We start from the raw sequence: 15,391 nt of genomic DNA, 5'->3' as shown, positions 1-15,391 counted from the left end.
CTCGGGCAACCCACCGGCTGAACCGCAGGCCCGACGACGAAGGGCCCCGCAGCCGCGGGGCCCTTCGTGATGTTCAGTATGTTCGTGATGTTCCGTACTGCTGGGGACTATTGGGGCTGCTACCGGCCCAGCGCCGCCAGTTCCTTCGCCGCCTCCGTCAGGTCCTTCGCCGTGTCGATCGCCCGCCAGTACGCCCCCTGCGGGATCGGGAACCCGGCCAGCCGCAGCTCGCGCGCCAGATGCGGGAACGTCGTCCGCTCGTGGTCCCCGCGCTCGGGGAGCATCTCGGCGAACTCCGGCGAGAAGACGTACACACCGGCATTGATCTCGTACGTCGTCGGCGGCGACTCGATGAAGTCGGTGACGTGACCGAACCCGTCGGTCTGCACGGCACCCCACGGAATCCGCGGGCGCGCCAGCGCCAGCGTCGCCACCGCGTCGCGCTCGGTGTGGAAGTCCGCCATCTCGCGCAGCGAGAAGCGGGTCCAGATGTCACCGTTGGTCGCGTACCAGGGCTTGTCGGGGTGTGGGAGATGCGCCGCCGCGTACTTGAGGCCGCCACCGCGGCCCAGCGGCTCCGTCTCGACGACGGTCGTCACGTTCACCGGCAGATCGGCGGAGTCCAGCCACTTCTGCAGGACGTCGGCGAGGTGGCCGCAGCTGACCACCACATCGGTCACGCCCTCCTCGGCGAGCCAGGCAAGCTGATGGCCGATGATCGGCGTCCCCGTGCCGGGGATCTCGACCATCGGCTTGGGCCGGTCGTCGGTGTAGGGGCGCAGCCGTGAACCCTGGCCACCTGCCAGGACGACGGCTTGAACGGGGCGGGACGCGGCGTTCGGATCGGTCATGACCGAACTGTACGTGGCGTCCCGCTCGCGGCTTCTGCCGGTAACCGTTTCTTATTCAGCCGTAACGCTCCACAAGTGGAACAGCGAATTCCAGTGAGCCTCGGCAGGCTCTAGGTGTGCGAGGCCGCCACACCCGTGGCGAAGGAGGTGTCGCAGACAGGCCGGGCGTACGACTGCGCCCGCGTCGGGCCGTACACCCGCACCGCCGCGCGGCCCAGCGCACGGGCGATGGACGCGCAGTGCTTCGCGAGCGACGGGCGGTCGTTGACGGCCTCCTGGAGGTGGGTCAGCGCGATGCCAGGGTTCTCCTCCTGGAGCTCCGTCAGGAGCTTGTCGCGCAGCACGTCCTGCGGGGCACGGGCCTTCGCACGCGCCGCCGAGATGTCGGAGGCGGTGAGCACCGAGTCCGAGGGGCTCCCCGTCCAGTTGACCCGGGTGACCGCGAGGGTCCCGGAGAGCACCAGGAAGACGGGCAGGACAAGGGCGAGCGTGCGGCCGATACGGCGGGCGGGGCCCCGGCCGCGTCGCGTCTGTGGGTTAGTGGAGTGCTTCACGCGTGTGAGGGTAGCGCGGGGTGATGATTTGGCGACATTTAGTCACCGGTTCGGGGGATGAACTGGTGCCTCGAATTGGGTAAGGCGTTGACGCACACGGCTCGAAATGCCCGGTCTGCCGGGGTATTTGGATGCGGTCCCGGGGGCGCGAGAAGGGCCCCGCAGCGGTCTACGGGGCCCTTCTCGTCAACCTGGGTGATTTACCCCGGGTTGTTCTGTTGTTGGTTGTGTCGCGTCAGTCCGACAGACGGGCGCCCGTCGACGTCGAGAACACGTGGGTCTCGCCCGCGCGCGGGACGACGTGCAGCGTGCTGCCCTTCTCCGGGACGTCACGGCCGCTGACGCGGACGACGAGGTCCTTGGCGTCGTCGCCGACCTTCGCGGTGCCGTAGACGTACGCGTCGGCGCCGAGCTCCTCGACGACGTTCACGGTGATCGCGAGACCCTTCTCCGCGTCCGAGCCGGCCACGTCGAAGTGCTCCGGGCGGACACCGACGGTCACGGTCTTGTCCGTGGCGGCGGAAAGCGCGTCACGGTCCACCGGCACGACCGACTTGCCGAACTTCACGCCGCCGTCGGCGATCGGGACCTCGACCAGGTTCATCGCGGGGGAGCCGATGAAGCCGGCGACGAAGAGGTTCGCCGGGCGGTCGTACATGTTGCGCGGGGTGTCGATCTGCTGGAGCAGACCGTCCTTGAGGACCGCCACGCGGTCGCCCATCGTCATGGCCTCGACCTGGTCGTGGGTGACGTAGACGGTGGTGATGCCGAGGCGGCGCTGGAGCGACGCGATCTGCGTACGGGTCGAGACACGGAGCTTGGCGTCGAGGTTCGACAGCGGCTCGTCCATGAGGAAGACCTGCGGCTCACGCACGATGGCGCGACCCATGGCGACACGCTGGCGCTGACCGCCGGAGAGCGCTTTCGGCTTGCGGCCCAGGTACTCGGTGAGGTCGAGGATCTTCGCCGCGTCCTCGACCTTCTGCTTGATCTCGGCCTTCGGCACGCCGGCGATCTTGAGCGCGAAGCCCATGTTGTCGGCGACCGTCATGTGCGGGTACAGCGCGTAGTTCTGGAACACCATGGCGATGTCCCGGTCCTTCGGCGGCAGGTGCGTGACGTCGCGGTCACCGATGCGGATGGCGCCGGCGTTGACGTCCTCGAGCCCCGCCAGCATGCGGAGCGAGGTGGACTTGCCGCAGCCGGACGGGCCGACCAGGACGAGGAACTCCCCGTCCTCGATCTGGATGTCGAGCGCGTCTACGGCGGGCTTCTCGGAACCCGGGTAGATCCGGGTCGCCTTGTCGAACGAGACAGTGGCCATGGTGAAGGGCCCCCTTCTACCGGCAGGAACGTGCCGGACGATCCGTTGTAGGAAGGTGGTGGTGTAGTCCACACAGGTGAACTTGAGGGGACGCTACCTGGCGTTCGCCGGATCTGTCAGTAGTCCGGGGCATGTGAACTTCGTCGAAATTTTCGAGAAGGCTCCGCCGGGACCTGGGTACACTGCACGGGCGCGTACGCGACAGCCGTACGTCTGCCTCCTTAGCTCAGATGGCCAGAGCAACGCACTTGTAATGCGTAGGTCGTCGGTTCGAATCCGACAGGGGGCTCCGAGAGCAGGCGCGGTCGTGCCTGCCGTGTCTGCTTGTTACCCCTGGGTGACCTTCCGGGTGTCAGGGTGGGGACATGCGCGTACTGATCGTGGAGGACCACAAGGATCTCGCGGAGAGTGTCGCGAGGGGGCTGCGGCGGCATGCCATGGAGGTCGAGCTCGCGCACGACGGCGAGCAGGGGCTGAGCCGGGCCGCCACCGGGGCCTACGACGTCGTCGTACTCGACCGTGACCTGCCGCTCGTGCACGGGGACGACATCTGCCGGGCGCTGGTGCGGCAGGGCTGTCCGTCGCGGGTGCTGATGCTCACCGCCGCCGGGACGCTCGCCGACCGGGTCGACGGGCTGGATCTCGGCGCCGACGACTACCTCGCCAAGCCCTTCTCCTTCGCCGAGCTCATCGCCCGCGTCCAGGCCCTGGACAGACGCGACCAGCCCGCCGTGCCGCCCGTCCTCGTCCGCGGTGACATCGAGCTCGACCCGGCCCGCCGCACCGTGCTGCGCGGCGGGCGCAGGCTGGAGCTGTCGCCGAAGGAGATGGCCGTCCTGGAGGTGCTGCTCGCCGCCGGCGGTGCCGTCGTCTCCGCCGAGGAGCTGCTGGAGCGGGCCTGGGACCGGGACGCCGACCCGTTCAGCAACGCGGTCAAGGTCACCGTGAGCCGGCTGCGCCGCAAGCTCGGCGACCCGCCGGTCATCGAGACGCTCCCGCACGTCGGCTACCGGATCTGACGCCCGGCCGAGGAGCGTTGTTGCGGCGCGGGGGGCCGTGCGCCAGCCTGTGAAGGTGGTAACCCGGCTGTGACCGGGGGTGGGGCAGCCTGGGGTCCGTGGCGCGTGTCTCGTAGGGGGAATGATGAGGGTACTGGTGGTCGAGGATCACACGGAGCTCGCGGACTCGATCACCAGAGTCTTCCGCCGCCAGGGCCTCGCGGTCGACACGGCCTACGACGGCTCGACCGCGCTCGACCTCGTCGAGGAGGTCGACTACGACGTCGTCGTCCTCGACCGTGACCTCCCCGGCGTGCACGGCGACGACGTCTGCGGCGAGCTCGCCGCCAAGGGTGTGCGCACCAAGGTGCTCATGCTCACCGCGGCCGCCTCCATCGCCGACCGCGTCGAGGGCCTCGGTCTCGGCGCCGACGACTACCTCGCCAAACCCTTCGCCTGGCCCGAACTCCTCGCCCGCACCCGCGCCCTCGGCCGCCGCGCCCACCCGGAGCGCCAGCCCGAACTGGTCCGCGGCGCCCTGCGCCTGGACCCCGCGCGCCGCACCGCCAGCCACTCCGGCACCCAACTGCCGCTCACGACCAAGGAGTTCGGCGTGCTCGCCTATCTGCTCGGCGCCGAGGGACGGACCGTCCCCGCCGACGAGCTGCTCGCCAAGGTGTGGGACGAGGTCGCCGACCCCGGCACCACCACCGTCAAGGCGACCGTCAACCGGCTCCGCGCCAAGCTCCTCGACGCCTCGGTGATCCAGACCGTGCCCGGCCGGGGCTACCGGGTCTGACATGGCGCCGCCCGTCCTCGTCCGGCTCGCCCGAGCCCGCGACCGCGTCCTGCGCTCCGCCCCCGCGTCCTGGCTGCGCGCCGTCGCCCGGCGCCTGACACCGCGCCGGGTGCGGGTCCGGTTCGCGGTCCTCTTCGGCCTGCTGTTCATCGCGTCCGGCGCCGTCCTGCTCGGCATGACCTATCTGCTGGTCAACCGGCCCACCCACAGCAGCGTCGTCAAGTACGAGATCAACGGGGACGCCGGCCGGCAGCCCACGATCCACATCCAGCCCGGCGGCCAGGGCGGCGACGCCCCGCCACCCGAGTTCGCGCTCGACGCCCAGCTCCGCGACCAGGCCGCCCGGATGCACGAAGCGCAGATGCACGACCTGCTCGTGCAGTCCTGTATCGCCCTCGCCATCATGGCCGGTCTCTCCGTCGTGCTCAGCTGGCTGCTGGCCCGCCGGGTGCTGCGCCCCATGCGCACCGTCACCGCCGGCATCCGCAGCATCTCCGCCCGCAACGTCCACGAGCGGCTCGCCGTCGAGGGCCCCGGCGACGAGATCAGCGACCTCGCCGACAGCGTCGACGGCCTCCTCGACCGGCTGGAAGCCGCCCTGGAGTCCCACAAACGGTTCGTCGCCAACGCCGCCCACGAACTGCGCACCCCGCTCACCGTGGAACGCGCCCTGCTGGAGGAGTGTCTCCTCGACCCCGACGCCACCGCCGAGTCGTTCCGCGAGAACTTCGAACGCCTGCTGCGGATCAGCACCCACCAGGGCGCCCTGCTGGAGTCCCTGCTCACCCTGGCCGTCAGCGAGCGGGGCATGGACCGCACCGAGCCCGTCGACCTCGCCGAGGTCGTCGAGTCCGTCCTGCTCACCCAGCTGCCCCACAACCAGCGGCACGGCGTACGGATCGTGGACCGCACCGAGCCCGCCCAGGTCGCCGGTGACACCGCGCTGCTGGAACGCCTGGTGGCCAACCTCGTCCACAACGCCGCCTACTACAACGTGCCCGACGGGACCGTCGACGTCACCGTGCGCTGCCACGGCCGGCACGCCGTCCTCACCGTCACCAACACCGGGCCCGCCGTCCCCGAGGAGCGCGTCGACGAACTCTTCGAGCCGTTCCAGCGCATGAGCCGCACCGCGGGCGACGGCCACCACGGCCTCGGCCTGTCGATCGTCCGGGCCATCGCCGCCGCCCACGACGCCGCCCTCTCCGCCCGCCCCGGACCGCACGGCGGACTCGTCGTCGAACTCTCCTTCCCGCTCCTTGTCAAGGACGCCGAGCGATACGAGATCTGGCCGCAGCCCCGCGCGGCGACCGCGTCCAAGTGAGCAGAACGGCCGGTTGGACGACGCCCTTCGCTAGGTATTGTTCTTATTGACCGGCCCCGGTCGTGAACGGGTTATGGCGACGTTTCACCGGGCCTTTCGGTCCACGGGGTGATATTCCCAGGAGCTTCCCGAGCGGAAGCTCTTTTCCTTGCGTTTCCCATGGAATGGCGCGCCGGGCAGTCCACTGCCCATGGAGAGGGAATGAGGGGTGAGGGGCGGACATGAACGAGCGAATCGGCGACGGCATTTCCCTGTCCGACAGCCAGGAGGGCATCTGGCGCGCACAGCGCCTGGCGGGCCCCCGCGCGGGCTACAGCGTCGGGCAGGCCGTCGAGATCACGGGCGCGCTCGACGTGGCCGCCTTCGAGGCCGCGCTGCACCGGACGGTCGAGGAGACCGAGATCCTGGGCGTGCGCTTCACCGAGGACACGGCGGGCACGGTACGGGCCGTACCGCTGGACGCGGGGCGGCCGGCCCTGCGCGTCGAGGAGTGGGACGGGGCCGGCGGTGACCGGCGGGCATGGCTCGAAACCCGCATGCGCGAGGAACTCGCCGCGGTGGAGAACCCGCTCACGGCGCGGCTCTGCTCGTTCGTGCTCTTCAGACTCGATGCCGATCGGTACTGCTGGTTCCAGGGCTACAACCACCTGCTCCTCGACGGATATGCGTGCACCCTCATGGCCCGCCGGGTCGCCGAGATCTATTCAGCGATCGTCACGGACAGGGAATTTCCGCATTCCGATCGCATCTCACTGCGCGCGGCATTCGACGAGGAGACGGCATACCGCGACTCGATCGAATTCACAGAAGACCGACGCCATCTGTGCGACCGTTTTTCGGACCGCCCGGAATTGGCGGAGGTCGCGCGCCTTTCCGCGATCTCCGGAGGCGATGCCGGTACGGGGTCGGTGCTCCGGGCGACGGGCACCCTCGCTCCCGACGCCGCCGCCGCACTGCGGACCGCCGCCGACGGCGCCGGCCTTCCCGCCTCCCGGCTGCTCCTCGCCGCCACCGGCGCCTTCGTGAGCGGCATGGCCGGAGCGTCCGAGGCGCTCCTCAGCCTGCCCATGACCGGCCGCGTCAGCGAGACCGACCTCCTCGCACGCGTCACCCGGGCGAACATGCTGCCCCTGCGGTTCCCGGTCCCCACCGGAGCCAACCTGATCGACCTCGCCCACACCGCCCACCAGGCCGTCACCGAACTGCTCCGGCACCAGCGGTACCGGGGAGAACGGCTGCGCCGGGAACTGGGCTGGCCGGAAGGCGACCGCTGGCACTTCGGCCCCTACGTGAACATCCTGCCGCGCGCCGGAGAACTGGCCTTCGGCGACTGCCGGGGCGTGGCACGGGACGTGTCGACCCGGCTCGTCGAGGACTTCGGGGTGCTCATCGACCGGACCGCCACGGGGATCGAGATCACCGTCGAGGCGAACGCGGCGCGCTACGACCAGGCGTGGACGCGGGCCGTCCATCGCTCCCTCGTCGGCTTCGTCGAGCGAGCGGTCCGGGAGCCCGCGACGCCGGTGCGGCGGATCGGCGTGGCGGGGGAGGGTGAGCGGGGCCTGGTGACGGGTGCGTGGAATGCCACGGCTGAGGTGACTGAGCCCGGTTTGGTGGTGGAGCGGTTCCGGGGGTGGGTGGCTGAGGCTCCGGGGGCGGTGGCGGTGTGGTCGGGTGGGCGTGCGTTGTCGTATGCCGAGGTGGATGCGTGGTCGGATGCGGTGGCGCGAGGGCTTGTGGCGCGGGGGGTGGGGGCGGAGTCGCGGGTGGGGCTGTGCCTGCCGCGTGGGGCCGAGATGGTCGTGGCGATGCTGGGGGTGTGGAAGGCCGGTGGCGCGTATGTGCCACTGGATCCTGAGTATCCGTCTGAGCGGCTTGAGTTCATGGTGGCGGACAGTGGGGCCGGGGTGGTGGTTGTCGCGGAGGAGACCGCCGGGCGGGTGGCTTCGGGTGTGCTGCTGGATGAGTTGGTGAGTGATGCCGGTGTGCTGCCGGAGGTTGGTGGCGATCAACTGGCCTATGTGATCTATACGTCGGGGTCGACGGGGCGTCCGAAGGGTGTGGCCGTGGCGCATGCCTCGGTGGCGAATCTGGCCTCCGTGATGCGTCCGGTGCTTGGGGTTGGGCCGGGTGTTACGGCGTTGCAGTTCGCGTCGTTCAGTTTTGACGCGGCGGTGCTGGATGTGGCGGTGACGCTGGCTGCGGGTGGTGCGTTGGCGGTCGCTTCGGCAGAGGAGCGTCGGGATGCGTCTGCTTTGGCGGCCATGGTTGAGGCGGCGGGTGTCGACGTGGCGAGTGTGGTGCCGTCGTTGTTGGGGGTGTTGGAGCCGGACGCGGTTGGCGGGATAGGCAACTGGGTGTTGGGCGCTGAGCGCTTGGAGTCCGGTCTGGCGGCCAAGTGGCGGACGGGTGCGCGGGTTTGGAATACCTACGGGCCTACTGAGGCGACCGTTATCACTACCGCCGTTCTGCTGGACGAGGGCATTACGGGCGACGACGCCGCGCCCGCCATCGGTCGGCCCCTCGGGAACGTCCACACCTACGTGCTGGATGCCTTCCTGCGGCCTGTTCCTGTGGGTGTCCCCGGTGAGCTGTACATCGCTGGGTCCGGTCTCGCGCGTGGGTACGTCAATCGCCCGGACCTGACGGCGGAACGGTTTGTCGCTTGTCCGTTCGGTGAGGGTGGCGGGCGGATGTATCGCTCGGGTGATCTGGCGCGGTGGGCGGCGGATGGTCGGTTGGAGTTTGTGGGGCGTGCGGATGCGCAGGTGAAGCTGCGTGGTTTCCGGGTGGAGTTGGGTGAGGTGGAGGCCGTTCTCGCTGCGCATCCGGGGGTCGAGCGGGCGGTGGCTGTCGTACGGGATGGGCGGCTGGTCGGGTACGTCGTCGGCGCGGGCGCGGATGGTGACGACGTACGGGCGAGCGCGGGTGTGCGGTTGCCGGAGTACATGGTGCCGTCGGTGGTGGTCGTGCTGGACGCGTTCCCGTTGACCGTGAACGGGAAGGTCGACCGGGCTGCTCTGCCGGTGCCGGAGGCCGCGGCGGGGGCCGGGCGGGCGCCGGTTACTGCGGGCGAGGAGGTGCTGTGCGGGCTGTTCGCGGAGTTGCTCGGGGTGGAGCGGGTCGGGGCGGAGGAGAGCTTCTTCGAGCTGGGCGGTGACTCGATCACGGCGATGCTGCTGGTGTCGCGGGCTCGCCGGGCGGGGTTGGTCGTCGGCGCTCGGCAGGTGCATGAGTTGCGGACGCCGGCGCGGCTGGCCGCGGTGGTGGGGGTGGTCGGCGGGGCCGTGGACGGCGTTCGGCCGGTGGACTCGGCCGTGGGGGAGGTGCCGCTGACGCCGGTGATGCGGGAGGTGCTGGGCCGGGTCGGCGCCGACGGTGTGCGCGGGGTCGTGCAGTCGATGGTGGTGGAGGCGCCGGCGGGGCTGGACGAGGTGGCGCTGCGGGGTGCGGTGGCGGCCCTGGTGGAGCGGCATGAGGTGTTGCGGGCGCGGCTGATGGCGGAGTCCGGGGTGCTGGTGGTTCCTGAGCGGGCGGCGGCGGTGCCGGTCGACGGGATGGTGGTGCGGGTTCCGGTCGTGGGTGCGGATTCGTTGGCGTCGGCGTCAGGGCAGGCGTCGGTTTCGGATTCGGAGTCGGCTTTGGCGTCGGGGGAGGCGTCGGTTTCGGCTTCGGCTTTGGCGTCGGGGCAGGCGTCGGAGTCGGCTTTGGGCTCGGCTTCGGTTTCGGCTTTGGTTTCGGCTTTGGTCGAGGCGGAGGTTGCGGCCGCGGTGCGGCGGTTGGACCCCGTGGCCGGGGTGATGGTGCAGGTGGTGTGGCTGGACGCGGGGGTCGAGGTGGCGGGGCGGCTGGTCGTCGTCGCCTGTCATCTGGTCGTCGACGCGGTGTCCTGGCAGGTGCTGCTGCCGGATCTGTGGTCCGCGTACGAGAGCCTCGCCGAGGGGCGGGCCGTGGAGTGGGAGCCGGTTCCGGTGTCGTTCCGGGCGTGGGCGCGGGAGTTGGCGGCGGAGGCGGGGCGGCCGGAGCGGGTGGCCGAGTTGGGGGCGTGGCGGGCGGTGCTGGAGGGGCCGCATCCGTCGCTCACGGACGTGCCGCTGGACCCGGTCTTGGACGTCGGCGCGACGGTGCGTGAGGTGTCGGTGTCGGTCCCGGCGGAGGTGACGGCCGCGCTGCTGACGGCGGTGCCGGCGGCGTTCCATGCCGGGGTGGACGAGGTGCTGCTCGCGGGCCTCGCCGGGGCGGTCGGTGCGTGGGCCGGGGTGGACGAGTTCCTGGTGGACGTCGAGGGACACGGCCGTGAGCCGCTGTCGGACGGCGTCCAGGACCTGTCGCGGACGGTCGGGTGGTTCACGTCCTCGCGTCCGGTGCGGTTGAGCGCCGGTGTCGGGGTGTCGGTGCCGGCGGCGAAGGAGCGGGTGCGGGCGGTTCCGGGGGACGGGCTCGGTTACGGGCTGCTGCGCTACGTCCGTCCGGACACGGCGGGGGTGTTGGCGGGCCTGCCCTCGGCGCAGGTCGGCTTCAACTACCTCGGGCGGGTCGGCGCGGGCGAGGGCTTCGGGGCGGGGAGCGCTCCGGACGCCCCGGTGATGCACGCCGTAGAGCTGCTGGCAGCGGTACGCGACACGGCGGACGGTCCGGTGCTGGAGCTGCGGCTGGCCCATCCGGAGCGACTGCTGGGCGAGGGGCGGGCGCGCGCCCTGCTGGAGGCGTGGGCCGAGGGGCTCACCGGGCTGGTCGCGGACGTCGTCCGGGACGGGGCGGGCGGACACTCGCCGTCCGACTTCCCGCTGGTGGCGCTGGACCAGGCGGGCGTCGAGGAGATCGAGGCGGCGGTTCCGGGGCTGGTGGACGTGCTTCCCGTGGCGCCGCTTCAGGAGGGGCTGCTGTTCCACTCCCTCTTCGACGAGGAGGGCGTGGACGTCTATGTCGAGCAGCTGGTCCTGAAGCTGGACGGTGCTGTGGACGGGGCTCGGCTGCGGGCCTCGTGGCAGGCGCTGCTCGATCGGCACACGGCGTTGCGGGCCGGGTTCGTGCAGGTCGCGGGCGCGGCGGGCCCCGTGCAGATCGTGGTCGAGCGGGCCGAACTGCCGTGGCGGGACGTGGATGTGACGGGCCTGGACGCGGGCGCCGCGGACCGGGTGGGGGTCGAGGAGCGGGCCGCGCGGTTCGACCTCGCGGCACCGCCGCTGCTGCGGGTGGCGCTTGTCCGGGAGGGCGGGCGGCGGTCACGGATGGTGGTCACGCTGCACCATCTGCTGCTGGACGGCTGGTCGTTGCCGCTGGTGCTGCGGGAGCTGTGGACGCTCTACGCGGCCGGCGGCCGGGCGGACGGGCTCGATGCGCCGGTGTCGTCGCGGCCGTACTGGGCGTGGCTCGCCGGGCGGGACACGTCGGCGGCGCTGGAGGCGTGGCGGGCCGAACTGGCGCCGGTCGAGGAGTCGGTGCTCGTCGCGCCGGCCGAGCCGAGCGCGACGACGTCCGTCGTCCTGGACCGGGTCACCGAGCGCGCGAGTGTCGAACTGGTGCGCGATCTTGAGCGGCTCGCCCGGAGTGCCGGCGTCACCCTGAACACCGTGGTGCAGCTGGCCTGGGGGCTGGTGCTGGGGCAGCTCACGGGCCGGCCCGCGGTCGTGTTCGGGGCGACGGTGGCCGGGCGTCCGGCGGAGCTCGCGGGCATGGAGTCGATGCTCGGCCTGTTCATCAACACATTGCCGGTGCGTGTGGATCTGGACCCGGCCCGGACGGTCGGCGAGGTCCTGGCGGAGTTGCAGACACGGCAGTCGGCGCTCCTCGACCACCAGCATGTGGGGCTCAGCGCGGTGCAGCGGGCCGCGGGTCCCGGCGCGACCTTCGACACGCTGCTGGCCTTCGAGAACTATCCCGGCGACCTCGACGCCCAGCCCCTCGGCGCCGACCTCACCCTCACGGCCACGGAGCTGCGCGAGTCGACCAACTTCGCACTGGCCCTGGGCGTCACCCCGGCCGACGGCCTGGAGATCCGCCTCGACCACCGCGCCGATCTCTTCGACCGGCGGGACGCGTCGCGGATGGCTCGCCGCTTGGTGCGGGTGCTGGAGCAGATGGCCGCCGGTCCGGGGCTGCGGCTGAGTGGCGTGGACCTGCTGGATGCCTCCGAGCGGGACGCGGTGGTGGGGGAGTGGAACGCGACGGCGCGGGAGGTGGATGCGTCGTCGGTGGTGGAGCGGTTCCGGGGGTGGGTGGCTGAGGCTCCGGGGGCGGTGGCGGTGTGGGCGGGTGGGCGTGCGTTGTCGTATGCCGAGGTGGATGCGTGGTCGGATGCGTTGGCGCGTGGGTTGGTGGCGCGTGGTGTGGGGCGGGAGTCGCGGGTGGGGCTGTGCTTGCCGCGTGGGGTCGAGATGGTCGTGGCGATGCTGGGGGTGTGGAAGGCCGGTGGGGCGTATGTGCCACTGGATCCTGAGTATCCGTCTGAGCGGCTTGAGTTCATGGTTGCGGACAGTGGGGCCGGGGTGGTGGTTGTCGCGGAGGAGACTGCCGGGCGGGTGGCTTCGGGTGTGCTGCTGGATGAGTTGGTGAGTGATTCCGGTGTGCTGCCGGAGGTCGGCCCCGACCAACTGGCCTATGTCATCTATACGTCGGGGTCGACGGGGCGTCCGAAGGGTGTGGCCGTGGCGCATGCCTCGGTGGCCAACCTGGCGTCGGTGATGCGCCCGGTCCTCGGTGTCGAACCTGGCGTCACAGCCCTGCAATTCGCGTCGTTCAGCTTCGACGCGGCCGTGCTGGACGTGGCCGTCACGCTGGCTGCCGGGGGCACGTTGGCGATCGCCTCGGCCGAAGAGCGCCAGGATTCATCGGCGTTGGCGGCCATGGTCAAGGCGGCCGGCGTCGACGTGGCGAGTGTGGTGCCGTCGTTGTTGGGGGTGTTGGAGCCGGGCGCGGTTGGCGGGATAGGCAACTGGGTGTTGGGCGCGGAGCGCTTGGAGGCCGGTCTGGCGGCCAAGTGGCGTGAAGCAGCCCGGGTTTGGAATACCTACGGGCCTACTGAGGCGACCGTGATCACGACCGCGGTGTTGCTGGAGGCGGGCATCACGGGTGAGGACGCTCCGCCTGCGATCGGCCGGCCTCTGGGGAATGTCCGGACCTACGTGCTGGATGCGTCGCTGCGGCCTGTTCCTGTGGGTGTCCCCGGTGAGCTGTATATCGCCGGCGACGGTCTGGCGCGTGGGTATGTCAATCGTCCTGGTCTGACGGCGGAACGGTTTGTCGCTTGTCCGTTCGGTGAGGGTGGCGGGCGGATGTATCGGTCCGGTGATCTGGCGCGGTGGGCGGCGGATGGTCGGTTGGAGTTTGTGGGGCGTGCGGATGCGCAGGTGAAGCTGCGTGGTTTCCGCGTCGAGCTGGGTGAGGTGGAGGCCGTTCTCGCTGCTCATCCGGGGGTCGAGCGGGCGGTGGCTGTCGTACGGGATGGGCGGCTGGTCGGGTACGTCGTCGGGGATGTGGATGCCGAGGAGGTGCGGGCGAGCGCGGGTGTGCGGTTGCCGGAGTACATGGTGCCGTCGGTGGTGGTCGTGCTGGACGCGTTCCCGTTGACCGTGAACGGGAAGGTCGATCGGGCTGCTCTGCCGGTACCGGAGGCCGCGGCGGGGGCCGGGCGGGCGCCGGGGACCCTCGCCGAGGAGGCGTTCTGTGCGCTGTTCGCCGAGGTGTTGGGGCTGGAGAAGGTCGGGGTCGGGGACGGGTTCTTCGAGTTGGGCGGGGACTCGATCATGTCGATGCTGCTTGCCTCCCGGGCGCGGCGGGCCGGGTGGGTGGTGACGCCTCGGCAGGTCTTCGAGGAGCGGACGCCGGAGCGGCTGGCGCTGGTGGCGGTCGAGACCGGGGACCGGTCGGCGGCGATCGAGGACGGCGGGGTCGGTGAGGTGCCGTGGACGCCGGTGATGCGGGCGCTGGGCGCGGATGCGTTGCGGGCGGGGTTCGCGCAGTGGATGGCTGTGGGGGCGCCTGCGGGGCTGGGGACCGGGGTGTTGGAGGCGGGGCTGGGGGCGGTGTTGGGCGTGCACGCCATGCTTCGAGCTGGGGTGCGGGGTGCGGTCGAAGGGCCGCCAGTGCTGGGTGGGCCCGAGGGAGCGCCGGTGCTGGTGGTGCCGGAGGCCGGCGAGGTGGATGCCTCCGGTCGGGTAGTGCGGGTGGATGCCGTGGGTGTGCCCGACGACGGTCTCGACGACGTGGCCGCGCGTGCCGCCCAGGACGCGGTCGCGGGACTGGATCCGCTGGCGGGCGTGATGGTGTGTGCGGCGTGGGTGGACGCGGGTCCGGACCGGGTGGGCCGCGTGGTCGTCGTAGCGCATCACCTGGTCGTCGATGGCGTGTCGTGGCGGGTTCTGATGCCGGATCTGCGGGCGGCCTGCGAGGCCGTGGCCGAGGGGCGGAACCCGGCGGACGTGTTGGAGCGGGGTGGCGTCTCCTTCCGTTCCTGGGCGCGGCAACTGGAGCGCGCGGCGCGGAGTGCTGAGCGCACGGCGGAGTTGGACGGCTGGGTGGAGTTGCTGGCCAGCGCCGACGGGCGGCCCGTGGTCGGCGCTGGTGGGCGGGCCGTCGTCGGGGGCGGCGGCCGGCGAGCTGGCGGGGCTGATGTGCGGTGGGTTGTCGGGGGTCGGGAGCTGGATCCCGGGCGGGACACCGTACGCGTCCTCTCCCGGCGGGAGTGGGCCGTGTCCGCCGGGGTCAGTGCCGTTCTCGTGGGGCGTACCCCGGCGCTCTTCCACTGCGGTGTGCACGAGGTGTTGTTGGCGACGCTGGCCGGGGCCGTGGCGCGGTGGCGGCCCGAGGTCGGTGTCGACGGGCTGTTGGTGGACGTGGAGGCGCACGGCCGGGAACCGTTGGCGGAGGGCATGGACGTGTCCCGGACGGTGGGCTGGTTCACCGCCGTGCACCCGATGCGGCTGGAGGTGTCGGGCCTGGACCTGGACGATGCCGCGGTCGGCGGCGCCTCGGCCGGTGCGCTGGTCAAGCGGGTGAAGGAGCAGGTGCAGGCGGTGCCCGGGGACGGGCTGGGCCACGGCCTGTTGCGCTGGGCGAACCCGGACACGGCACGGGTGCTGGCGGGGCTTCCCGTGCCCGAGATCGGCTTCAACTACCTGGGCCGGTTCACCGCCGCCGGACCGGACGCTGGCCCGGTCCGTCCCTGGCAGACGGCCGGCGACGCCGCGATGGTCGGTACGGCGGATCCGGACATGCCGGTGGCGCACGCGCTGGAAGCCGGTGCCCTGGTGGCCGACACCCCGGACGGTCCGCTGCTCACCCTCACTCTGAGCTGGCCCCGGACGCTGCTCGACGAGCGCCGGGCGGAATGTCTGGGCGAGGCCTGGCTGGAGCTGCTGGAAGGGCTCGCCACCCATACCGCCGATCCGACGGCGGGTGGTCACACGCCCTCCGACTTCGCGCTGCTCGATCTCGACCAGGACGAGATCGAGGCCTTCGAGTCCGAGTTCGCCGACGACCACCACTGATCGTCGGCCGCTCAACTCACCAGGACCGTCGTCCGTCCGACTCACCTGGACCG

7 protein-coding genes and 1 tRNA gene are annotated in these 15,391 nt (G+C 71.4%); 5 read left to right on the top strand and 3 right to left on the bottom strand.

Features of this window, described 5'->3' with window-relative positions:
- Positions 1–119: 119 nt before the first annotated feature.
- The 3 genes from EJC51_RS23115 to EJC51_RS23105 form a co-directional block, all read right to left on the bottom strand.
- A complete protein-coding gene (locus tag EJC51_RS23115) occupies positions 120–851 on the bottom strand; it encodes a nucleotidyltransferase family protein (RefSeq protein ID WP_126272840.1) in 732 nt (243 codons plus the stop codon).
- 110 nt (positions 852–961) lie between these two features.
- A complete protein-coding gene (locus EJC51_RS23110) occupies positions 962–1,405 on the bottom strand; it encodes a hypothetical protein (protein ID WP_097265751.1) in 444 nt (147 codons plus the stop codon).
- Between the two features lie 235 nt (positions 1,406–1,640).
- A complete protein-coding gene (locus tag EJC51_RS23105) occupies positions 1,641–2,729 on the bottom strand; it encodes an ABC transporter ATP-binding protein (RefSeq protein ID WP_126272839.1) in 1,089 nt (362 codons plus the stop codon).
- Positions 2,730–2,944: 215 nt separating this feature from the next.
- Between EJC51_RS23105 and EJC51_RS23100 the strand changes: the two genes are divergently transcribed.
- From EJC51_RS23100 to EJC51_RS23080, 5 genes are all read left to right on the top strand, one after another.
- Positions 2,945–3,018 (top strand) — tRNA-Thr (locus EJC51_RS23100).
- Positions 3,019–3,094: 76 nt separating this feature from the next.
- The gene (locus EJC51_RS23095; RefSeq protein ID WP_126272838.1) at positions 3,095–3,748 is read left to right on the top strand and encodes a response regulator transcription factor; all 654 of its coding nucleotides are present in this window, start codon (positions 3,095–3,097) and stop codon (positions 3,746–3,748) included.
- A 124-nt stretch (positions 3,749–3,872) separates the two neighbouring features.
- Positions 3,873–4,526, top strand: a complete 654-nt coding sequence (locus EJC51_RS23090) for a response regulator transcription factor (protein ID WP_126277097.1) — start codon at positions 3,873–3,875, stop codon at positions 4,524–4,526.
- Between the two features lies 1 nt (position 4,527).
- Complete coding sequence (locus EJC51_RS23085; RefSeq protein WP_126272837.1) at positions 4,528–5,850, top strand: sensor histidine kinase; 1,323 nt, start codon at positions 4,528–4,530, stop codon at positions 5,848–5,850.
- Positions 5,851–6,071: 221 nt separating this feature from the next.
- Positions 6,072–15,338 (top strand): non-ribosomal peptide synthetase, encoded by a 9,267-nt coding sequence (locus EJC51_RS23080; protein WP_126272836.1) that lies wholly within the window; start codon positions 6,072–6,074, stop codon positions 15,336–15,338.
- Positions 15,339–15,391 lie beyond the last annotated feature (53 nt).

Source organism: Streptomyces aquilus (assembly GCF_003955715.1).
Taxonomy (GTDB): domain Bacteria; phylum Actinomycetota; class Actinomycetes; order Streptomycetales; family Streptomycetaceae; genus Streptomyces; species Streptomyces aquilus.
The sequence above is the reverse complement of the archived record's forward strand: the minus strand, read 5'-3'. Positions and strand labels throughout refer to the sequence as shown.